Source organism: Desulfospira joergensenii DSM 10085 (genome assembly GCF_000420085.1).
Classification (GTDB): domain Bacteria; phylum Desulfobacterota; class Desulfobacteria; order Desulfobacterales; family Desulfobacteraceae; genus Desulfospira; species Desulfospira joergensenii.
The window spans coordinates 1,720,429-1,740,832 of sequence record NZ_ATUG01000002.1 but is presented as its reverse complement, the minus strand read 5'-3'; the positions used below and the strand labels follow the sequence as shown (position 1 = coordinate 1,740,832).

General features: G+C 52.9%; 20 protein-coding genes. 12 read left to right on the top strand and 8 right to left on the bottom strand.

Annotation, left to right across the window (positions count from 1 at the left end; all coding sequences use genetic code 11):
• Positions 1–167: 167 nt before the first annotated feature.
• Genes F608_RS0120645 through F608_RS0120630 form a run of 4 tightly spaced genes read right to left on the bottom strand, consistent with a single transcriptional unit; the run spans position 168 to position 4,784 of the window.
• Positions 168–2,180 carry a pyruvate carboxylase subunit B gene (locus F608_RS0120645; protein WP_022667589.1) on the bottom strand — a complete coding sequence of 671 codons (2,013 nt, stop codon included), beginning with the start codon at positions 2,178–2,180 and terminating at the stop codon, positions 168–170.
• A 23-nt stretch (positions 2,181–2,203) separates the two neighbouring features.
• Positions 2,204–2,437: a hypothetical protein gene (locus tag F608_RS0120640; RefSeq protein WP_022667588.1), complete on the bottom strand. Its 234-nt coding sequence runs from the start codon at positions 2,435–2,437 to the stop codon at positions 2,204–2,206.
• 9 nt (positions 2,438–2,446) lie between these two features.
• Positions 2,447–4,000 (bottom strand): acyl-CoA carboxylase subunit beta, encoded by a 1,554-nt coding sequence (locus F608_RS0120635; RefSeq protein WP_022667587.1) that lies wholly within the window; start codon positions 3,998–4,000, stop codon positions 2,447–2,449.
• A 46-nt stretch (positions 4,001–4,046) separates the two neighbouring features.
• Complete coding sequence (locus F608_RS0120630; protein ID WP_022667586.1) at positions 4,047–4,784, bottom strand: DUF6125 family protein; 738 nt, start codon at positions 4,782–4,784, stop codon at positions 4,047–4,049.
• 382 nt (positions 4,785–5,166) lie between these two features.
• On the opposite strand from F608_RS0120630, the gene F608_RS0120625 reads away from it, so the two are divergent.
• The gene (locus F608_RS0120625) at positions 5,167–6,015 is read left to right on the top strand and encodes a response regulator (protein ID WP_022667585.1); all 849 of its coding nucleotides are present in this window, start codon (positions 5,167–5,169) and stop codon (positions 6,013–6,015) included.
• On the top strand, positions 6,008–8,500 hold the full coding sequence (locus F608_RS0120620; RefSeq protein WP_022667584.1) for a flagellar assembly protein A: 2,493 nt from the start codon (positions 6,008–6,010) through the stop codon (positions 8,498–8,500). Before F608_RS0120625 ends, F608_RS0120620 begins: the two co-directional genes overlap by 8 nt.
• On the opposite strand, the gene F608_RS32785 is transcribed toward F608_RS0120620, so the two are convergent.
• Positions 8,403–9,314 (bottom strand): glycosyltransferase, encoded by a 912-nt coding sequence (locus F608_RS32785; protein ID WP_022667583.1) that lies wholly within the window; start codon positions 9,312–9,314, stop codon positions 8,403–8,405. The two genes, F608_RS0120620 and F608_RS32785, sit on opposite strands and share 98 nt — an antisense overlap.
• Positions 9,315–9,604: 290 nt before the next feature.
• Between F608_RS32785 and F608_RS0120610 the strand changes: the two genes are divergently transcribed.
• The 5 genes from F608_RS0120610 (at position 9,605) to F608_RS0120590 (ending at position 13,017) form a co-directional block, all read left to right on the top strand.
• Entirely contained in the window at positions 9,605–9,829 is a 225-nt protein-coding gene (locus tag F608_RS0120610) for a 4Fe-4S dicluster domain-containing protein (RefSeq protein ID WP_022667581.1), read from the top strand.
• A complete protein-coding gene (locus tag F608_RS0120605; protein WP_022667580.1) occupies positions 9,819–10,967 on the top strand; it encodes a 2-oxoacid:acceptor oxidoreductase subunit alpha in 1,149 nt (382 codons plus the stop codon). The genes F608_RS0120610 and F608_RS0120605 overlap by 11 nt, the downstream gene beginning before the upstream one ends.
• A gap of 1 nt (position 10,968) precedes the next feature.
• Positions 10,969–11,793, top strand: coding sequence for a 2-oxoacid:ferredoxin oxidoreductase subunit beta (locus F608_RS0120600; RefSeq protein WP_022667579.1), 825 nt, complete (start codon positions 10,969–10,971; stop codon positions 11,791–11,793).
• The gene (locus F608_RS0120595) at positions 11,793–12,332 is read left to right on the top strand and encodes a 2-oxoacid:acceptor oxidoreductase family protein (protein WP_022667578.1); all 540 of its coding nucleotides are present in this window, start codon (positions 11,793–11,795) and stop codon (positions 12,330–12,332) included. Before F608_RS0120600 ends, F608_RS0120595 begins: the two co-directional genes overlap by 1 nt.
• Before the next feature lie 148 nt (positions 12,333–12,480).
• A complete protein-coding gene (locus F608_RS0120590) occupies positions 12,481–13,017 on the top strand; it encodes a ferritin-like domain-containing protein (protein WP_022667576.1) in 537 nt (178 codons plus the stop codon).
• A gap of 136 nt (positions 13,018–13,153) precedes the next feature.
• Here F608_RS0120590 and F608_RS0120585 read toward each other — a convergent pair whose 3' ends face one another.
• Both F608_RS0120585 and F608_RS0120580 read right to left on the bottom strand, forming a co-directional pair.
• Complete coding sequence (locus tag F608_RS0120585; RefSeq protein ID WP_022667575.1) at positions 13,154–13,666, bottom strand: hypothetical protein; 513 nt, start codon at positions 13,664–13,666, stop codon at positions 13,154–13,156.
• A 71-nt stretch (positions 13,667–13,737) separates the two neighbouring features.
• Positions 13,738–14,028, bottom strand: a complete 291-nt coding sequence (locus F608_RS0120580; protein ID WP_022667574.1) for a hypothetical protein — start codon at positions 14,026–14,028, stop codon at positions 13,738–13,740.
• Positions 14,029–14,281: 253 nt separating this feature from the next.
• Here F608_RS0120580 and F608_RS0120575 point away from each other — a divergent pair, with 253 nt between their 5' ends.
• Positions 14,282–15,472 (top strand): cystathionine gamma-synthase family protein, encoded by a 1,191-nt coding sequence (locus F608_RS0120575; protein ID WP_027362967.1) that lies wholly within the window; start codon positions 14,282–14,284, stop codon positions 15,470–15,472.
• A gap of 39 nt (positions 15,473–15,511) precedes the next feature.
• Positions 15,512–17,158 (top strand): pyridoxal-dependent aspartate 1-decarboxylase PanP, encoded by a 1,647-nt coding sequence (gene panP / locus F608_RS0120570; protein ID WP_022667572.1) that lies wholly within the window; start codon positions 15,512–15,514, stop codon positions 17,156–17,158.
• A 26-nt stretch (positions 17,159–17,184) separates the two neighbouring features.
• Here the strand turns inward: panP and F608_RS0120565 are convergent, their stop codons facing one another.
• On the bottom strand, positions 17,185–17,904 hold the full coding sequence (locus F608_RS0120565; RefSeq protein WP_022667571.1) for a FadR/GntR family transcriptional regulator: 720 nt from the start codon (positions 17,902–17,904) through the stop codon (positions 17,185–17,187).
• A 197-nt stretch (positions 17,905–18,101) separates the two neighbouring features.
• On the opposite strand from F608_RS0120565, the gene hyi reads away from it, so the two are divergent.
• From hyi to F608_RS0120545, 3 genes are all read left to right on the top strand, one after another.
• Entirely contained in the window at positions 18,102–18,878 is a 777-nt protein-coding gene (hyi, locus tag F608_RS36995) for a hydroxypyruvate isomerase (RefSeq protein WP_027362965.1), read from the top strand.
• A gap of 13 nt (positions 18,879–18,891) precedes the next feature.
• A complete protein-coding gene (locus tag F608_RS0120555) occupies positions 18,892–19,773 on the top strand; it encodes a 2-hydroxy-3-oxopropionate reductase (protein ID WP_022667569.1) in 882 nt (293 codons plus the stop codon).
• Positions 19,774–20,033: 260 nt separating this feature from the next.
• Positions 20,034–20,363 (top strand): antibiotic biosynthesis monooxygenase family protein, encoded by a 330-nt coding sequence (locus F608_RS0120545; RefSeq protein ID WP_022667567.1) that lies wholly within the window; start codon positions 20,034–20,036, stop codon positions 20,361–20,363.
• Positions 20,364–20,404 lie beyond the last annotated feature (41 nt).

The window sequence follows — 20,404 nt, the reverse complement described above, 5'->3', positions numbered from 1 at the left end:
TTGACTTGTCAAACTGCATGCTACAAAGAAACCGAATGTTAAAACATTAAGTCAAAAGCCTGAAGCAATCAAATATCGACCAACAACTTGTTTCATTTTTATAGTCGGTCTTTTTTTAGATTGATCCTAACCTGTGATTGGACGAAAACTTACTTCATCCTTCAGCCTTATTCAATAATTGCCAGAATGGCATCCTTGGCCACAGAATCCCCACTGTTAAAGTTAACGGCCTGGATCACACCGCTCACCGGAGACGGCAGGGCATTTTCCATCTTCATGGCCTCGATGACCACAACGGTATCCCCTTCATTGACTGAATCCCCGACATTCTTTTCATATTTTATGACCATGCCGGGCATGGGGGCCTTGACCGGGGTTCCGGATGCGGATGCGGCAGCCGGAGCCGGTTTGGGCGCGGCAGCCGGGGCGGCCGGAGCAGGCGGTGCCGCCGGGGCCGGGGCCGCCGGAGCGGCAGGAACAGGCACGGCAGACGCCGGTGCAGACGCCGGAGTTGCAGCGGCGGGAGCTGCGTAGGTGATCACCGGGGATCCGCCGATCTCTTCCACTCCCACCTCAAAGGATTCCCCTTCCACAAATACGTTGAAGGTCCGGGCAAATTCACCCTTTTCAAGGCTGGCCTTTTCCACCAGTTCGCCGGCCTTTGCCTTTCTGATCATCTCGTCCTGTTTCTTCACGTCTTCCAGGGTGATGGGTTTCAGGCTGTCCGGCATCTGTTCCTTGCCGTATTTTTGCATGAGAAATTTCTTTCCGGTTACCGGAAACAAGGTGTAAAGGACCAGGTCCTCATCATCCACGGCCAGATCTCCGATCTGTTCTCTGGCAGCCGCCAGTTCCGGCTCCAGGACCTCGGCCGGGCGGCAGGAGATGGGCTTTTCCCCCCTTTCATATCCTTTCAGGGCTTTTTTCTGGACTTCAGGATCAATGGGAACCGAGGTTTTCCCGTAGAGTCCGTAGCACAGGTCTTTGACCTGGGCCGTGACCATCTTGTACCTCTCCTCATCCGTATCAAAGAGCACATTGTTCACGGTCTGAATTCCCACGATCTGGCTGGTGGGGGTGACCAGAGGAATCTGGCCCAGTTCTTTCCTGACCCTGGGCAGCTCCTTGTACACCTCACCGATCTTGTCAATGGCATCCATTTCCCGAAGCTGATTCACCAGGTTGGAGAGCATGCCGCCCGGGGTCTGGTGAAGGAGCACATTGATATCGATGATGGAGACCTTGGTATCGTCCAGCAGATGCTTGTACTTGGGCATGACCTCTTTTTCAAGAATCTCGTTGATCTCGGCCAGCCCCTTGATGTCAAACCCGGTGTCCCGGCTTGTGCCCAGAAGAGACATGACCAGGGGTTCCAGGGCCGCATGGGAGGTCCTATAGGCATAGGGGGTCAGGCAGGTGTCAATGATGTCCACCCCGGCTTCCACGGCCTTCATATGGGTCATGGGAGACATGCCCGAGGTAAAATGGCTGTGCAGGTGAATCAGGGGTTTTACATTTTCCTTCAGGGCCTTGACCAGGTCATAGGCATCATAGGGAGACAAGAGCCCGGCCATGTCCTTGATGCAGATGGAGTCGGCCCCCATGTCTTCCAGTTCCTTTGCCTTTTTCACGTAGTAGTCCAGGTTATAGACATCACCCCCGAGACGGGGCTCGGTCAGGGTATAACACATGCAGCCCTGGAAATGGGCTCCGCATTCCTTGATCACCGGAACAACGGTTTCAAAGTTCCGGTAATCGTTGAGGGCGTCAAAGGTCCGGAACACCTCAAGTCCGTTGTCCACGGTCTTTTTAACAAAGAGCTTGGCCACGTCGTCGGCATAGTTTCGGTACCCCACCAGATTCTGCCCCCTGAGCAGCATGGCAAAAGGGGTTTTTTTCATATACCGCTTCAGGGTCCGCAGCCGTTCCCAGGGGTCTTCTCCCAAAAACCTGTGCATGGTATCAAAGGTAGCCCCGCCCCAGACCTCCACGGCCCAGAATCCCACCTCATCCATTCTTTCGGCCACAGGGATCATATCTTCGGTGCGGCCCCGGGTGGCAAACAATGACTGGTGTCCGTCCCGCAGGGAGAGATCCTCTATCTTTAAGGGATTTTCCGCCCCAGGCCTGTCCTTGTCGTAATTCATCTCAACCGTTTTGACTTGGGTATGTTCACTCATCTAAATTCTCCTGAAATCTATGTTTATTTAAATAGTCTTAACTGCATCATGGTATTGGCCTGCATCATGGACTGTCTTCCGGCCATGCCCCAGACATTGGGCGCAGCCGGCGGTCCCTGCAGCGGTTCCGGTTCCCGGGCCTGCCCGTCCTGGGCAGCCTGCATGGCAGCGGCCTCTTCATTGGTCTTCATATAGGCGAATACGGCTGCCATGGCAGCGGCCAGTTTTTTTTTATCTGTTTTTCCCTGTTTTTGCATGTTCCCCCCTTACACCGGAATATTGCCGTGTTTTTTGGCCGGCCGGATTTCCCGTTTGGTGGCCAGGGCCTCAAGGGCGTCAATGAGTCTGGGCCTTGTCTCGGCCGGCCGGATCACGGCATCCACATATCCCCGGGCAGCAGCGCAATAGGGATTTGAAAACTGCTCATTGTACTCGTCAATTTTTTCCTTTCGCATGGACACGGGGTCTTCCGCCCCCTTGATCTCCCTGGCATGGATGATATTGGCTGCGCCTTCGGCACCCATGACGGCGATCTCGGCACTGGGCCAGGCAAAGGCCATGTCCGCCCCCAGATGCCTGGAGCACATGGCAATATAAGAGCCCCCGTAATCCTTCCGGGTAATGAGCAGGAGTTTGGGAACCGTGGCTTCGGAGTAGCACCAGAGCAGTTTGGCCCCATGGCGGATGATCCCCCCCCACTCCTGGTCGCTGCCGGGCAGGTATCCCGGGACATCGGCAATGGTGAGCATGGGAATATTAAACCCGTCGCAGAACCGGATGAACCGGGTGGCCTTATCAGATGCGTTGATGTCCAGGCACCCGGCCATGTTATTGGGCTGGTTGGCAATGATGCCGATGGGCCGCCCGTTGAGCCGGGCAAAACAGATCACGATATTCTTGGCAAAGTACTGGTGGGGTTCGAAATAGTCCCCGTCATCCACAATGGAGGAGATCACATCCTTGATATCATAGGACTGGTTGGGGTTGTCGGGAATGATGGCGTCCAGGCTCTGATCCATGCGGCCGGGGTCATCGGAAGGAACCGCCAAAGGAGGATCTTCCATGTTGTTGGACGGGAGAAAGGAGAGCAGCTTTTTTATCTGAAGGATGCAGTCCTCGTCGGAGTCACAGGCAAACTGAGCCACTCCGGATTTTTCATTGTGGGCCATGGCCCCTCCCAGGTCCTCAAAAGTGATCTCTTCTCCGGTGACCGCCTTGATCACATTGGGTCCGGTGATGAACATATAGGAGGATTCCTTGACCATGAAGATAAAATCGGTCATGGCAGGAGAATAGACGGCACCGCCGGCTGTGGGACCCATGATGGCCGATATCTGGGGGATCACACCCGAGGCGGCGGAGTTTCTGAAAAAGATCTCTCCATACCCGGACAGGGCATCTATCCCCTCCTGAATCCGGGCACCTCCGGAGTCGTTCATGCCGATGATGGGAGCGCCGGCCTTCATGGCCATGTCCATGACCTTGCAGATCTTCTTGGCCTGCATCTCCCCCAGGGAACCGGCCCGGGCCGTAAAATCCTGGGCATAGGAAAAAACAATTCTACCGTCCACCCGGCCATGGCCCGTGACCACTCCGTCGGCGGGAATCTGCTTTTTTTCCATGCCGAAATTGGTGCACCGGTGGGTGACAAACATATCCAACTCCCTGAAGCTGCCTTTGTCAAAAAGGAGTTCAAGCCGCTCCCTGGCATTGAGCTTTCCCTTTTCCCTTCTCTTGGCAAGGGCCGCCTCTCCCCCCATCTGTAAAATTTCCTGTTCTTTTTTCTTCAGCTCCTGGATCTTGTCATATATGACACCCATAGTCTCAACCTTTCCTTATGTTTACGCCAAACCGACAGCTGTTAATTTAATTTCGAATAGTGAACCGCCATGCACAGAACCATTGATCCGGATGTTTGTCCGGCGGACAGCCGATACATTCCGTTTCAATTCTCGGATCAATTGCCCTTGCAAAATAGGCATATTCAACCTGCCCGGCGGATTTACAGGGATAGTCATCCAGATTCTTTCTTTTCCTGGCCATCTGGACACGGCATTCATTCATCTGGAATATAAAACTTTCAGGCCCCTCGTCAACCATTGATTGTTTATTTATAAAGGCATACATCCTGAAATTGAGGGCTTTTTTCAATCCTTCAAGCCCGGGCCGGTCATCCAGACCGAGGAACTTGCTTATGGCGTGGGCCTCGTAGGGAGAAAACTGGGCCCAGCAGGAATCATTGCACCGCTTTGCCTCATTCATGCCGTGACTGAACTCAACGGCCTGAAACCAGACCCCGTCGTTGGCCAGCCAGTTCTTGGAAACCGCGGCCATCAATTCCTTAAGGTCATGATCTTCCATGGTCAGCAATGGCCTGGGCATCCCGTCTTCCAGTTTAAACCCGAAAAGTTTCGACATCCGTGAAAGCCCGATGCCCACGGAGTGCCTGGTGGCCTTGTCCAACACCGTCAAGGCCTCTTCCATTCCCATCTGATGCCGGATTTCGGTAAACCATAGTCCGTAATGGACCACAATCCGGGTCATCATATCCACCACCAGTTCTGCCTTGTCTCTCTTGTCCAGATCTTCGGGAAAATCGTTCATGATAAGGGCTCCGTTCTTTTCGAATTCAGCCTGACCGGCCACAAAATCTAATCAAATATTTAATCAAGAGGCATTGGACCAAATTTCAAATAAACACTAATGGATAGAGACGCAGATTGTCAAGAAAGGTTTTAAAGCCATTGGGAAATTAATGGAGATCTCCACCCTCCCGGGGGAATATCTCACTTGATAAAATCCCGGGACCCTTTATTCTGAAAATGCCGGCAACAACTAGTAAAAAATTGAATGGGACTAGGTATTGCTTTTGGTCCAATTTGCAGATATAGTTAAGAAATTGTTAGGAAGGTTCTTTGACTGAGAGAACAAGAGTACTTCACTTACCCGGTATACCAGAGAGAAGTGAAGACAAGAAAGGGTGGCCATGGAAGCAGAGTTTAACCACAGGGTATTGATTGTGGATGACGAGGCCCGGGTAGCAAAGGCCATCAGCCGCATCCTGGAAATGGAAAAAATCGAGACGGTCACGGTTGACAGCGGGAACGAGGGTCTTAAGAAGATAAAAAGCGCTGACAAGCCCTTTTCTCTGATCATTGCGGACCAGCGGATGCCGGGCATGAAAGGCACCCAATTCCTTGAGCAGGCCAAGAGCATCTCCCCTGACACAGTCCGTTTCCTCATTACCGGTTATTCTGAAATGCAGACCATTCTCCACGCGGTGAATAAGGGATCGGTTCAAAAGTATATTGCCAAACCATGGGAGCATGATGAACTTTTGGCCGCAATCCAGTCCGGTCTCCGCTTCTATGAGCAATCCCAGGAAAACGAAAGATTATTGGTCCTGGCCAAAAAACAGAACAAGCAGCTCTACGATCTGAACTGCGAACTCATGGAACTCACCACGGATCATAATAAAAAGCTGAAGGCCCTGGACGCTGAAATCGAAGTTTTAAAAAAGAATATCAGCGAAACCCGGGAGAAGAAACAGGAAGAGGAAAAGGGCGAAGGCAACTCTTCAGGCCCGGACCTCATGGCCGAAGATATTCTCAACGCCCTTGGACAAACACCGGACCAGGACCGCTTTGACCTTCTGTTTTTGCATACCCTGGAGACGTTGTTCCGGGATTTCAACGACCTGGCCCAGAGAAACGGTTTTGAAATGCCGGAACCCGGCCCCGAAGACGCAGAAGAGCAAGAGGATGACGGGACAGATGAACCGGAAAAGGCATCCCATGACGACACCGAACCGGAAGGACTGAAACAGGATGAGTGAAAAGAAAAAGCCAAGATTGCTCATCCTTGAAAAGGATGAGCAAATCCGCACCCATGCCCGGGATATTTTGGAACAGGCCGGCTGGGACGTCCTGTGTAAGGATGTGTCCAAAGAGGCCCTGATCGAGTTGAAAAAATCCAAGGCCTCCCCCTTTGCCCTCTTCATTTCCAGTTACAAACTCCCGCTCATGGAGGGAGACGATATCATGCAGAAGGCCAAGGCAATCTCCCCCATGACCCAGCGGATGCTCATGGTGCCGGCGGACCAGACCGATATCCTGATCAGCGCTATTAACAAGGCAGGCATCCACGCCTGCATCACATATCCTTTCATGGACACGGATCTTGTGGACCAGGCCAGAACCTGCCTCCAGCAGTTTCTGGGATCCATGAAACGAAAACAATTAAAACGGGTCACGGTCCACCAGAACAAGCAGATGTTTCAAATCGCCCAAAAGCTGCGGAAAAAAGACGGTCTTTTAAAAAACCTCATCAATGAGAAAAAGGCAAAGAAAAGGCTGCTTCAAACAGACCTTCCCAAGGGGATCCGAACCCTGTCTGCAAGGCTGGAACAGCACGATATCCCCATGACCTGTGAATCTTTCGAAGCTGAATTTGTCCGTCTTAAGGATCATATCCGGGACGGTTTTAACAAGGCGGCATCAAAAGCCGGGCTTGATCCGGTCAAGGAAGGGTCCCTGAACATCCAGATCGAATCGGAACAGGAACCGGCATCAGACCCGGAATCCCATACCACCGGAACCGACGGGATCAAAAAAATTCTGGAAACCGCTTTCTCATCCCTGGAAAAAGTACCCGAAAAAATAGCTCCCCTTTCCCAGGAGGAGGGTTCCGGGGAGATGGACACCGAGGACAATGGAACCGACCCCATAGACCCTGCAAATTCCCTGGAGGAAATCGTCGAGATCACCATCTCCGAAGATCAGACCCAGGCATTTATCAAAAAGCTCAAAATCCCGGATCCGCCGTCAAAACTCACCCTTTCCTCCCTTCTCGACCTGCTCAGGGAAAAAAACGTGACCTATGGACTCATCGGCAGCAGCCGGCTGGAATCCTGGATCCTTGAATCCCTTCCCCAGGATGAAAAAATCCAAGTGGCCGCAGGCACCCCTCCGGATAAGGGTCAGGACGGCAGCATCCTCTATCATTTCAGAACCGATTACACCAACCCCGGAAAGATCCTTGAAGACGGCTCCATTGACTTCAGGGAAAGGGGGGGGATCCCCTATGTCAGCGAGGGTGACCTTCTGGCAGTAAAAACACCTCCCCGGGAAGGAAAGACAGGGGTGACCATTTCCGGCAACCCCATTCCCGTGGACGAGGTCCTGGACCCTGTTTTCAACGCAGAGGCCAACACCACCCTGTCCGAAGACGGCCTGTCCATATATGCGGCCCTGGACGGACAGCCCCACGTGGACGCCTTGGGCAGCATCACGGTCAACCCGGAACTTGTCATTGAAGGGGATGTGGATTTCCAGACCGGCAACATTGATTTCAAAGGCAATATCAATGTAAAGGGAATGATTAAGGAGGGGTTCACCATAAAAGGCGTCAACCTCACCGCCCAGGAGATAGAGGGTTCCCAGGTCGACATCACCGGCGACCTCTGCATCTCCTCGGGGATCACAGACGCCAATATTTCCGTCCAGGGAAACATCCATGCAAAATTCATCAACAATTCCAAAATTGCCTGTTTCGGAGACCTGGTCATCCAAAAGGAGATCATTGATTCCTCCATTGCCACCAGCGGAGAATGTCAGAATTCCACCGGGCTCATCATCGCCTCAAAAATCGCAGCCAAGGCCGGAATCGAGGCCGGAAGAATCGGAACCGACACTTCCAAACCGGCGGTTATCAAAATCGGCGTGGACGAGCATGCCGACATGCTGACCCGGGAAATTGATAAGGTCCTTGAGACCTCCATGGCCCGGCTCAAGGATTTAAAGGAAAACATCCAATCCATAGAGGAACAGGACCAGGAATTATACGGCATCGTTAGCCAGAAGGCCCAGGAACAGGAAAAGGCCAACAACGAGATAAAGACCCTTGGCGAGGCCATGGTGGAGATGAAAAAAGCCTCTGACATCTCCGGGCTGAGCACGGCCAAGACCAGGATCAAAAAACTGGCTGACATTGTCGAAAAGGCAGAAAAGGAACTGGACAGGATATTCACCCTCCAGGATGGGTATGCAAAGCAGATAGAGAACCTGAAGCAGGGTGTGGAACGCCTGGAACTGGCCAACAAAAACATGGTCAAGAAAAAAAAGCGCATCCGGGAATTCTCTTCAGAGACCACCTCCCTGGCCAGGGTGACGGTTCAGAAGACCATCAGCCAGGATACCATTATCCAGGGACCCAATGCCTCCCTTACCCTGAGAAACGATCAGTCGCGATGCCGGATTGAGGAGACCTTGACCCAGGAAGAGGGTCAGCAGTACTATGAGATGAATATTCTGGACCTGTAAACTTGAGGTAGTATTCCCCCTCTTCTTTCCTCCCTCTTTTGATACAGCCGTTTCCGAAGATCCTGCATTTCTTTTTCAGGACTTTCCGGGCGGCCTGTTCCTGGACCGGGGAGAGAAGACCGGATTCGATCAAACCCAAAATGGATTTTATCCTGTACCTGTCCTGGGAATGGGAGCCGGAAAGCTGGTCCGGATGCCCCCCGGTTTTAAGGGTAAGGGGTTTATCGATCAGGTATATGGGCGTATCCAGGGCGATGCGCAGCCAGAGGTCGTAATCCTCGCAGACCGGAAAGGATTCGTTAAACTTCCCTTTTTGTTCAAAAATTTCCCTTCTCATCATCACGGCGGAGGGGCTGACCAGGCAGAGGTCCAGGGAAGGCTCAAAGATCATGCCCGACGGTTTTTTATGTTTTATTTTTGGATTGACCCGTCTCCCCTTTCTGATCCAGATCTCTTCGGTCTGGCAGACGGATGCTTTTGGGTGGGCATTGAAAAAATCCACCTGGCAGGTAAGTTTTCCCGGTTCCCATCTGTCGTCGGAATCCAGCAGTGCGATCAACTCTCCACGGCTCTTTTCTATCCCCAGGTTCCTTGCGGCGCTTACCCCTTTATTGGCCTGGGTGAAGACCCGGATCCGGTCTTTGTAGGATTGCAAAAGCATGGGGGTATCGTCGCTGGAGCCGTCGTCAACCACAAGGATTTCTTTATTCCCGTAGTCCTGGGCAAGGACAGAGTCAATGGCTGCCTTAAGGGTCCAGGCCCGGTTAAAGGTGGGGATGATGACACTGACCCTGGTTTCTTTATCTGTTTTCATTGACAATTCTTTTATCGTCGGCCAAAATTTTTAAAATATCCCTGCCCCATGGAAAAGTCAATTCTCAATTCTGAAAATGCCCATCCCATGTCCTTGATTCATGGATAAATATGATTTATTTTCATGCCGGTTTTCCCCATAACTTATTTTTTTCCTTGCTTTTTTTTAAAAAATGAAAAACAATGAATTCCATTCATCTTTATATTGGAAATCCTTGACAACCGAATTTAAATCGCATAATGAAGGGCCTTGTTTTTTGTGGACTAGTTTACACTAGATAAGAGGAGAACATGGGAAAAGGCAAATCAGTCAAACATATCATTGACAAAGAGTGGTGTAAGGGGTGCGGTATCTGCGTTCACTTCTGTCCGAAACAGGTCTTGGAACTGGACAAAAGGGGAAAAGCCGAAGCTGTCCGTCCGGAAGATTGCATAGCGTGCATGCTCTGCGAACTCCGATGCCCTGATCTGGCAATACAAATCAAAGAAATTCAGGAAGGGGAAAATGAAGAATAATATCAGGTTTGTCCAGGGGAACGAAGCCTGTGTCGAGGGTGCGCTTTACGCGGGGTTGAATTTTTTTGCGGGCTACCCCATTACCCCATCCACTGAAATCGCAGAGCATCTGGCCGCAAGGCTCCCCCAGGGGGGCGGGAAGTTCATCCAGATGGAAGATGAAATCGCCTCCATGGGTGCCATTATCGGCGCCTCCCTTACCGGAAACAAAGTCATGACCGCCACATCCGGTCCGGGATTTTCCCTGAAGCAGGAAGCCCTGGGCTATGCCTGCATGGCTGAAATTCCCTGTGTCATCGCCAATGTCCAGCGGGGCGGCCCGTCCACGGGAAACCCCACCCATGTCAGCCAGGGGGACGTGAACCAGGCCAGATGGGGAACCCACGGAGACCACTCCATCATCGCCATGACCGCTTCCAACCACCAGGATGTATTTAAGATCACCGTTGAGGCCTTTAACCTGGCGGAAACCTATCGAACCCCTGTGATTATCCTCCTTGACGAGGTGGTGGGCCATATGAGGGAAAAGCTGACTCTTCCGGAAAAAGGAGAGATCCCGGTGGTGGACCGGCTCAGGACCTCGCTGCCCAAGGGTGTGGACTACCATCCCTATCTTCCCCGGGAAGACGGGCGGCTCCCCATGTCCGATTTCGGCGGGGAACACCGGTACAATGTGACCGGGCTCTTCCATGACATGTGGGGATTTCCCAACAACAATCCTACGGTGGTCAGCGGTCTGCTCCGCCATCTGGTGGACAAGATCGAAAACAATGTCAACGACATTGCCATGTACAAGGAATACTGGCTGGACGATGCCGAGTATGTCCTGGTCTCCTACGGATCCTCGGCCAGATCGGCCATCCACATCGCCAAGAACCGGCGGGCCAGGGGCGTGAAGATCGGGGTACTTGAACTCCAGACCATCTGGCCCTTTCCCGTGGACATCGTCCGGGAAAAATGCGCCAATGCCAAGGCCGTACTCGTGGTTGAGATGAACATGGGCCAGGTCGTGACCCAGGTCAAAAACGCCGTGGACAATCCGGACAACGTATTTCTTGCCAACCGAACCGACGGCCAGCTCATATCACCTACGGACATCAAAACCGTCCTGAGGATGATCCAGGGAAAGGGGGTTTAACATGAACACCAGCGAGTTTAACTTTAAAGACTATGTGCGGGCCAGATTCTTCCCCCATATGTGGTGTCCCGGATGCGGCCATGGTATTGTTCTCGGCTCCCTTCTCAGGGCCGTCCACGAACTGGGACTGGATAAAAACGAAATCGTCATCACCTCGGGGATCGGATGTTCCTCTAGGATCTCCGGGTATGTGGATTTCCATTCCCTCCACACCATCCACGGCAGGGCCCTGTCCTTTGCCACCGGGGTCAAGCTGTCCCAGCCCCGCCTCAAGGCCATCGTACCCATGGGCGACGGAGATGCACTGGCCATCGGCGGCAACCATTTCATCCATGCAGCCAGAAGAAATATCGATATCACGGCCATCGTCATGAACAACAGGATCTACGGCATGACCGGGGGACAATTCTCTCCCCTGTCCGGCCAGGGCAAAAAAGCCACCACCGCACCCTATACCACCATTGACAACAATTTCGATATTGTGGAACTGGCCAAAAGTGCCGGTGCGACCTTTGTGGCAAGATCCACTGTGTTTCACGCCGTTGAAGCCAAGGACTACCTGAAGCAGGCCATCTCCCACAAGGGATTCTCCGTTGTTGAGCTCCTTACCCAGTGCCCCACCTATTACGGCCGGAAAAACAAGGAAGGAGACGCCGCCCAGATGATGGAAGGGTATCGGACCAACACAGTGAAAATCGGTTCCAAGAAACTTGAAAAAAACCCCAATCTCATCCAGAGGGGCATCTTTGTTCACGACACGGAAAAACCCGAGTACTGTGAGGCATACGATTCAATCATTGAAACCGCAATGAAAGGAAAAGCATAATGGACCGTTCAAGAATTGTTTTTTCAGGCTCAGGCGGACAGGGCGTCATCACTGCGGCCATTATCCTTGCCAAAGCGGCCGTCATCTATGAAGGGAAAAACGCCATCCAGTCCCAGAGCTACGGAGCGGCTGCCCGGGGCGGAGCCACACGAAGCGACATCCTGATCGCTGACTCCGAGATCCACTTTCCCAAGGTCATCCAGCCCAATATCCTGGTCAGCCTGACCCAGGAAAGCTATAATACTTTTTCGCCCATCATCCGGCCCGGCGGTCTGCTCCTGGTGGATCCCCGGTACGTGACCATCGGGACAAAAGTGGATGCCAAGCATGTGGCCCTGCCCATGTATGAAAGGGTCATGGAAGAGATCAAGAAACCCATCGTGTTCAATATCTGCATGCTGGGTGCCCTCATCGGACTGACCAAACTCATCCGGCCCGAATCCATTCTCAAGGTGCTGGAAACCACGATTCCCGAAGATTTCATGGACATGAATAAAAAAGCCCTGGACCTTGGATTAAACTTGGGAGAGGCTGCGTAATCTCCCCGGGAAAAGGGTATGGACAAAATTCCATCCGGCTAGTAAAATCGAACGCCTGGTGCAGGAAATCTGCACCAGGCGTTTTGTGTTTGAAGAAATAAAATTGGGTCTGAAGGAACGAAAACTCTGAAAACGATCTGGAGGAAACATGGAAAAAAAATCAAAGGAAGAAAGAAGGAACAAGGTGATTGACGCTTTGAACAAGGCCAGGGGCATGGAACTTCTGGCCATCACCCAGTACATGAATCAGCACTATAACATCGATGACATGGATTACGGCGAACTGGCCGGAAAAATCAAACTCATCGCCATTGATGAAATGCGCCACGCAGAAGCCTTTGCCGAACGGATCAAGGAACTGGGAGGAGAGCCGGTAACCGGGTATGACGGGACCATTGAAAAGGGGCAGCCCGTAGATACGGTATTCAGCTTTGACGCCGAGCTGGAAGACGATACCATTGATGTATACAATCAATTTCTCCTGGTCTGCCGGGAAAACGGGGACAGTGTGAGCATGAAGCTCTTTGAAACCATCATTGACGAGGAACAGATCCACTATAATTACTTTGACAATATCAACGGCCACATTGAAAAACTCGGAGCGGCTTATCTTGCCAATATCGCCGGGACTCCCTCATCCACCGGTCTGACGCCCAGCGGTTTCACGGTCAGTGAAGGGGAATAAGGGGATTTATACCCGTTTCCCGGAAACGCAAAGAAAGCGGCAAAACTTCTGATGATATCCCGGGAGCAAAAGATCTCCCCCGATTCCGGATAGGGGACCGGATCCGGGGGATTTTACTGATGATTTGATTCCGGTTTTATTTCATCAATTTTTTTGCGGCTTTCTTCATTCCTTTCCAGTCAAATCCTTTGGCCAGGGCAAGACTCTCCTTGTCTGAAAGGCCTTCATATCCCATGGAAAACAGGGCGGAACTTTCTTTTGTTTCCCCCAGCAAAATCATGATATTCCCTGAATTTTCGTTCCCGTCGTGGGTACGCACGACCTTGAACCCGTCCATCTGTATGGTTTCCACCTTGATGCCGCCCTGGGACATGTTCATCTGCTGGAAAGAGGCCATTCCCATCTGGAGACTGGTAATCATCACGGTGGCGGCAATGGTTTTGTCCCCTTTTTCGTAGGACCGCACCGCATTGATCATCTTAACGCCGTTCATGTCCATGTTCATGGCCTGGGGGGCTTCCCCCTGCCAACCTTTGAGGTTTATCAGGAACGGCTTCAGGGAGTCATCGGCAAACAGGGGAGGACTCAGAAAAACAACCAAAAGAATTGAAAACAGCGGGATAAAAGAAATTCTGGATGATGATTTCACAATTTTCTCCTTTTTATTAGGTTAAAACAGATGCCAATGCTTTGGCGAAAAAACGGCATTCATGCAAGGAATCACTCTTTTTCGGGTTTCTGTCCGGGGCTGGAAACCGCAGCCGGGAAAAGGTCCTCAAGGTTGAGGCCCTTGATCTTCTTTAAACAGTCTTCCAGGGCCATGGGCTCATTATCCCCTGCCCCCTGGTGCTCGGGTTTGGCCACGATATTGACCAGGTTGGGGACGGCAATGAAGTTCCCGGCCAGCTTGCCCTGGATTTTCTGATGAACATCGATATAGATCATCCGGCCGTTGCGGATCAGGTTATACCGGCTCACCCGGGTCAGGATGTCGTTGACGTGAAGGTCCAATTTTCTTGTCTCCTTGTAAAAAAAGCAGGGGCGATTATCAGCGGGAACCGCACGAGAAATACATTAAACCCTCTTTACCTGTATTCACGCCGGCCATATTTTTATTTTGCCTATCGTTTAGCGAGATACTCCATATTTGTCAATATTAAACCGGTTATTGGAAAGGATTGACAAATATGGATGACATCTATAGTCTCCTGTAAATTTTAACCCTGAACACAAAAAAGAGAGCAACCCAAGGAGGTTATCCATAATGAAGCAACGTCCAACTCCCGGCATGGGGACATCCTCGGTATGGGCCGGAGAGGAAAAATCCCTGATCCAGAACGCCACCCAGGTACCGGTGGTGCACAGCGTCTCCTTTGGATATAAGGATGTGGACCAGTGGCTTGATGTGGCCCTGGGAAAACAAAAAGGACATATTTACGGCCGGAACACCAACCCCACGGTTGAAGTATTTGAAAACAAAATCTGCCGGCTTGAAAAGGGTCAGGCAGCCACCAGCGCTTCAACCGGCATGGGAATCATCAGCTCCATCCTGTTCGGCCTGTTAAAGCCCGGTCAGAGAGTGGTTTCGGTTAAAGATACCTATGGAGGCACCAATAAGATTTTCACGGAATTTTTGCCCCGGATCCATGTGGAGACGGTTCTCTGCGATACCACGGACCATGAGGCCATTGAAACGGAGATCGAAAAGGGCTGTGACCTGGTTTACCTGGAAACTCCCACAAACCCCACCATAAAGATCCTTGACCTGGCCCGGCTGGCCAGGGCCGGAAAAAAGGCAGGTGGAGTGGTGGTGGTGGACAACACCTTTGCCACCCCCATCAACCAGAGTCCCCTGGCCCTGGGGGCGGACCTGGTCCTCCATTCCGCCACAAAGTTCCTGGGCGGACACGCCGATGCCCTGGGCGGGGTGGTCTGCGGCAGGGAAGACCTGGTCAAACAGGTCTACCATTACCGGGAAATCAACGGGGCCACCCTGGATCCCATGTCCGCCTATCTTCTGCTCCGGGGGATGAAGACCCTTGCCCTGCGGATTGAGCGTCAGAATCAGAACGCCCTTCAAATCGCCCGGTTTCTTGAATCCCATCCCAAGATCGAAAAGGTATTTTACCCCGGACTTTCTTCCCATCCGGGCCATGAAATCGCCAAAAAGCAGATGAAGGGATTCGGCGGGATGCTCAGCTTCACCCTCAAACAGGACAGCTTCAAGGCCGTGGGCCAAGTGCTGGCCCATCTCACCTATGCCCACTGCGCCGCCAACCTGGGCTCCGTGGAGACCATTGCAGGCCCCCCGGCCACCACCAGCCATGTGGAGTGCACCAGAGAAGAACGCAAGGCCATGGGAATCCCCGAAAGCCTGATCCGCTATTCCACGGGCATTGAAGACGTGGAAGACCTGATCGGAGATTTGGATTTGGCGCTGTCAACACTCGGTTAATCATCATACAGAACTTTTACCCTAGAAAGCATAGATATCATGGTTCCCCCACTCCATACCCCTCCAGGTGAAACTTCCAAAGAACTGATTGCGGACTGGAACTCCCTGCACCGGGTTTTTATCCGGCCCGAAGATGAAAACAGCCGGAAAACCCTGGTGAAATATATGGAGCAGATCCTGTTCGGACTTCATGATTTTCTGAACCGGCATGTGGGGGTGACCGAAGAGATCAGCCTGGCCCAGCTGGCCCAGGGGTTTACCGACACCCGGATCAACAAGGAGCCCTTAAAAAGACTGGCCGATGTAATTGAAGACATCATCAATGATATCGCGCCCCGGGCCGTCAATGTGGCCTCTCCCTATTTTGTGGGCCACATGACTTCGGCCATTCCCTTTTTCATGGTCCATCTCAAGGCCATTACCGCGGCCCTGAACCAGAATGTGATCAAGCTGGAAACCTCCAAGGTGCTCTCGGTACTGGAAAAACAGGTTCTGGCCAAAATCCACCGGATGATCTATCAAAGGGAAGAGGCCTTTTACGACGCCCATGTCCAGAACATTGAAACCTCCCTGGGGGGATTTACCACCGGGGGCACCACGGCCAATATCACGGCCCTTTGGGTGGCCCGGAACCTAAGCCTTCCTCCGAAAAACGATTTTTCAGGGATTGAGGAAGACGGCATGGCCGCGGCACTTCGGGCCCATGATCTTGAACGGATGGTGATCCTGGTATCCAAGCGGGGCCATTTTTCCCTGAAAAAAGCAGGGGGTATCCTGGGGATCGGCAACAGGAACGTCATCCCCGTGGATGTGGATGGAGACCGGGGCATTGATCTGGAAAAACTTGAGACCCTGATCCATGACCTGAAAAAAACCGGTAAAACAAAGATCATGGCCATTGTGGGGATTGCCGGGGCCACAGAGACGGGAGTCATCGACCCCCTGCCCCGGCTGGCAGAGATCTGTGAGGAACACAAGATCCATTTCCATGTGGATGCGGCCTGGGGAGGCCCGGTCCTTTTGTCTGAAAAATATGCCGGTCTTGTCCGGGGAATCGAAAGGGCAGACTCGGTGACCATAGACTGCCACAAGCAGTTTTACATGCCCATGACCGCCGGCATGGTCTATTTCAAGGATCCCAAGGCCATGGATAAGATCTCCTACCATGCCCGGTACGTAAACAGAAGGGGCTCGGTGGACCTGGGCATCAAGACCCTGGAAGGATCCAGGGAGGCCAATTCCCTGATCCTGGATTCTGCCCTGAAAATCATGGGATCAAGGGGATTCGGACTCATGATCGACCACGGCATTGAAACAGCCCGCAAATTTGCACAAAAAATCGAGTCCCGACCCCTGTTCCAGCTCATCACCCGGCCCCGGCTCAATATTCTCACCTACCGGGTGGTCCCCCTGGAATTCCGCAGAAAATTAGAATCCGCCACCGATGAAGAAGAAAGGATCCCCATAGACGCCCGGCTGGACGAGATCAACATCCATATCCAGCGGATCCAGAGGGAGGCCGGCAAAAGCTTTGTCTCCAGGACCCGGCTCAAGGCCAGCCCCCGGGACAATCATAACGTGGTTGTCTTACGATCGGTGATCATGAATCCCTATACCACTCCGGATATCCTGGACCAAATCCTGGACGAGCAGGAAGCCATTCTCAAAGATCTTGGAAATTTCTGAGTCTGTTGCCAATATTGAAATAAAAATCACCCTTCGGCCCGGCTATCCCCCTTTCCCATGATGGCCGCGACCAGCCTTTCCCCGGTGGATTCCAAATGGGATCTGAGGGCCTCTTGGGCCAGGGCCGGATCCCGGGCCTCAACGGCCCGGACAATGGCCCGGTGCTGTTCCACCACATTCTCGTACCCCCAGTCATGCCTGGCCTTCTGCTCCATCCAGTGCCGGGTGGGCTGGCGCATTTCATGGAAGAACTTGACCAGAACGCTGTTATGGCAGGCCCTGGCCACTGCCCCGTGGAATTCCAGATCCGGATTAATGGGATCTTCGTCCCCGGCCATGGCCTTCTTGAGGTCCCGGTGTTTCTCCCGGATCCTCTCCAGATCCTCCTGGGTGGCCCGCTCTGCTGCAAGCCCTGCAATCACCCCTTCAAGCTCAATCCGGGCCTCCACCAGTTCCCAGACCTTTTCCGGCCCGAGCCCCAGCAGGCCCACGGGCTTTTGGGCACCCTCGGCTGAAAAAGAGGCCACATGGGTTCCCTGGCCCGGTCTTACCGTGAGCAGGCCCACCAGGGACAAGGCACCGACCGCCTCCCGGATGGAGCTTCTGCCCACCTTGAACTGTTTCATCAATTCAGGTTCCGGGGGCAGCCGGTCCCCGGGTTTGAGGCTTCCCCTGGCAATCATGGCCATGAGGGCATCGGCGATCTGATCTGCCAGGCGCTTGCGGTCCAGTTGAAAATCTTCCATATCTTATCTTTTTCTCCTGAAAGGGTGATCCTCCCTGCCCGGTCAACAGATCCTCGGCTTTTCTATTGACATCCCGGGGAAAACACCTTAAAAAATTAAACATCAGATGTTATGTTGTTCTGATGAATTTTAAATATAGACCCTTTTTCAACCAGATGCAAGCCTCCCCCGGGGATGGCTGCAGAAAGGAAAACCAGATGCCAAAATTCTCTGCAAACCTGACCCTGTTGTTCACCGAGGTGGATTTCCCGGATCGTTTTGAAAAAGCGGCAAAAGCGGGTTTCAAGGCCGTGGAGTACATGTTTCCCTATTCATGGCCGGCTGCCGAACTTGCCGAAAAGCTAGAAGAAAACGGATTGAAGCAGGTCCTTTACAACCTCCCGGCCGGAGACTGGGAGGCCGGTGAACGGGGAATTGCCTGCCTCCCCGGCCGGGAACAGGAGTTCAGGGAAGGCGTGCTTCTGGCCCTTGAATATGCCAAAGCTCTCCGCTGCCCGGCGCTCAACTGCCTGGCCGGTCTCACCCCGCCGAACCTGCCCCGGGAGCAGGTCATGGAAACCCTGAAGAACAACCTTGAATTTGCGGCCCGCACCCTGGAAAAAGAAGGGGTCAAACTCATGGTGGAGGCCCTTAACAGCAAGGATATCCCGGGATTCCACCTGGTCGGGTCAAAGGATGTCATCGACCTGATCCATGAAGTGGGCCACTCCAATCTCTTTTTCCAGTACGACATCTATCACATGCAGCGGATGGAAGGCGATCTTGTGAATACCCTCCGGGCTCTCATGGACCGGATCGGGCATATCCAGCTGGCCGACAATCCGGGAAGACATGAACCGGGCACCGGTGAGATCCACTTTGCCAACCTGTTCCGGGCCATTGACGAGGCCGGGTACCCGGGCTGGATCGGATGCGAATACAACCCGGCCGCAGGAACGGAAGCCGGACTGGGCTGGCTGGATTCATACAGATAAGGAGGAGAAAAATATGAAAATCGGATTTATCGGAACCGGCATCATGGGAACCCCCATGGCAGGCCACCTGGCAGACAAGGGACATGAAGTATACGCGTATAACAGATCTTCGGTTCCCGACTCCCTCAAAAAGAAAGGAATCTCCGTGGTCAGCTCCTGCAAAGAGGCGGCCGAAAAGGCTGAGCTGGTCATCATCATGGTCCCGGACACCCCCCATGTGGAAGAGGTGCTTTTTGGAAAGAACGGGGTGGCCGAGGGGATACAAAAGGGTTCCATCGTGGTGGACATGAGTTCCATATCCCCGGTGGAAACCAAGGTTTTTGCCGCCAGGATCAATGACCTGGGATGCTCATACCTGGATGCCCCGGTCTCGGGCGGTCAGATCGGCGCCGAAAACGCCAGTCTCACCATCATGGTGGGCGGAGACCCGAATGCCTTTGACAAGGTTCTGCCCGTGTTCCAGCTCATGGGGCAGAACATCACCCGGGTGGGCGGGAACGGGGACGGCCAGACCTGCAAAGTGGCCAACCAGATCATCGTGGCCCTGACCATCGAAGCTGTGGGAGAAGCCCTGGTCTTTGCCTCCAAGGCAGGGGCAGACCCGGCCAAGGTCCGCCAGGCCCTCATGGGAGGATTTGCATCTTCCAAGATTCTTGAAGTCCACGGTGAGCGGATGATCAATCGGACCTTTGATCCCGGATTCCGGATCAACCTTCACCAGAAAGACCTGAACCTGGCCCTGTCCAATGCCCGGGCCCTGCAGATTTCCCTTCCCAACACGGCCACGGCCCAGGAGCTTTTCAACGCAGTTGCCGCCCAGGGGGACAGCGGCCTTGACCATTCAGCCATGGTCCTGGCCCTGGAGAAGCTGGCCTCCCATCCGGTGAACGACTAGTTCCTGCAAGCAACAGGTTTCAAACACGGGTCCCCGGAAACGAATCCTGTTCCCGGGGATCCTGTTTTCAGGCCGGACCATCAATCTTCTGCCGATAGAATTTGAAAATACCGCCAAAAGATGGTACATTTATCCATCCTTTGGAACTCCGCCGGGATTTGAACCCACGCCCAGAAAACATTCCTGAATCAGCCTCCAACCGGTTTCACAGATTCCTGTTCCCCTGTTTCTTTTAACCATAAATCAAGAGGGGAGGTATTATGGCTGTTTCCATTATCATCCAGAGAACGGTAAGGGATGAAACCGTTGCAAAAGAACTGGGCCCCCTGATTGTCCAACTCAGGTCCAGGGCCATGGGCCAGGCCGGATTCCTCACGGGCCAGACCTTTTCCTGCCTGGACTGCCAGGGAGAATACCTGGTTATCTCCACCTGGAACCGTCTGGAAGACTGGAACCGGTGGATGCACAGTGAAGAGAGAAAGTCCATTCAAAACCGGGTGGACGAACTCCTGGGAGAGAAAACCCGTTACCGCTACTACGAGCCTGTTGTGGGAGGAATCATCCCCCAGTTCGGTGTAAAGTCAGACTAAGCTTTTCAGAACAAGGTTTCATGGATGCCCAAAACCAGGCC

What these genes read in the sequence shown, in the direction of transcription:
- hyi (WP_027362965.1), top strand. Translation starts at nt 18,102, where the DNA reads ATGCCAAAATTCTCTGCAAACCTGACCCTGTTGTTCACCGAGGTGGAT.
- panP (WP_022667572.1), top strand. Translation starts at nt 15,512, where the DNA reads ATGGTTCCCCCACTCCATACCCCTCCAGGTGAAACTTCCAAAGAACTG.
- F608_RS0120635 (WP_022667587.1), bottom strand. Translation starts at nt 4,000, where the DNA reads ATGGGTGTCATATATGACAAGATCCAGGAGCTGAAGAAAAAAGAACAG.
- F608_RS32785 (WP_022667583.1), bottom strand. Translation starts at nt 9,314, where the DNA reads ATGAAAACAGATAAAGAAACCAGGGTCAGTGTCATCATCCCCACCTTT.
- F608_RS0120620 (WP_022667584.1), top strand. Translation starts at nt 6,008, where the DNA reads ATGAGTGAAAAGAAAAAGCCAAGATTGCTCATCCTTGAAAAGGATGAG.
- F608_RS0120555 (WP_022667569.1), top strand. Translation starts at nt 18,892, where the DNA reads ATGAAAATCGGATTTATCGGAACCGGCATCATGGGAACCCCCATGGCA.
- F608_RS0120610 (WP_022667581.1), top strand. Translation starts at nt 9,605, where the DNA reads ATGGGAAAAGGCAAATCAGTCAAACATATCATTGACAAAGAGTGGTGT.
- F608_RS0120565 (WP_022667571.1), bottom strand. Translation starts at nt 17,904, where the DNA reads ATGGAAGATTTTCAACTGGACCGCAAGCGCCTGGCAGATCAGATCGCC.
- F608_RS0120575 (WP_027362967.1), top strand. Translation starts at nt 14,282, where the DNA reads ATGAAGCAACGTCCAACTCCCGGCATGGGGACATCCTCGGTATGGGCC.
- F608_RS0120625 (WP_022667585.1), top strand. Translation starts at nt 5,167, where the DNA reads ATGGAAGCAGAGTTTAACCACAGGGTATTGATTGTGGATGACGAGGCC.
- F608_RS0120545 (WP_022667567.1), top strand. Translation starts at nt 20,034, where the DNA reads ATGGCTGTTTCCATTATCATCCAGAGAACGGTAAGGGATGAAACCGTT.
- F608_RS0120640 (WP_022667588.1), bottom strand. Translation starts at nt 2,437, where the DNA reads ATGCAAAAACAGGGAAAAACAGATAAAAAAAAACTGGCCGCTGCCATG.
- F608_RS0120605 (WP_022667580.1), top strand. Translation starts at nt 9,819, where the DNA reads ATGAAGAATAATATCAGGTTTGTCCAGGGGAACGAAGCCTGTGTCGAG.
- F608_RS0120630 (WP_022667586.1), bottom strand. Translation starts at nt 4,784, where the DNA reads ATGAACGATTTTCCCGAAGATCTGGACAAGAGAGACAAGGCAGAACTG.
- F608_RS0120600 (WP_022667579.1), top strand. Translation starts at nt 10,969, where the DNA reads ATGAACACCAGCGAGTTTAACTTTAAAGACTATGTGCGGGCCAGATTC.
- F608_RS0120590 (WP_022667576.1), top strand. Translation starts at nt 12,481, where the DNA reads ATGGAAAAAAAATCAAAGGAAGAAAGAAGGAACAAGGTGATTGACGCT.
- F608_RS0120595 (WP_022667578.1), top strand. Translation starts at nt 11,793, where the DNA reads ATGGACCGTTCAAGAATTGTTTTTTCAGGCTCAGGCGGACAGGGCGTC.
- F608_RS0120645 (WP_022667589.1), bottom strand. Translation starts at nt 2,180, where the DNA reads ATGAGTGAACATACCCAAGTCAAAACGGTTGAGATGAATTACGACAAG.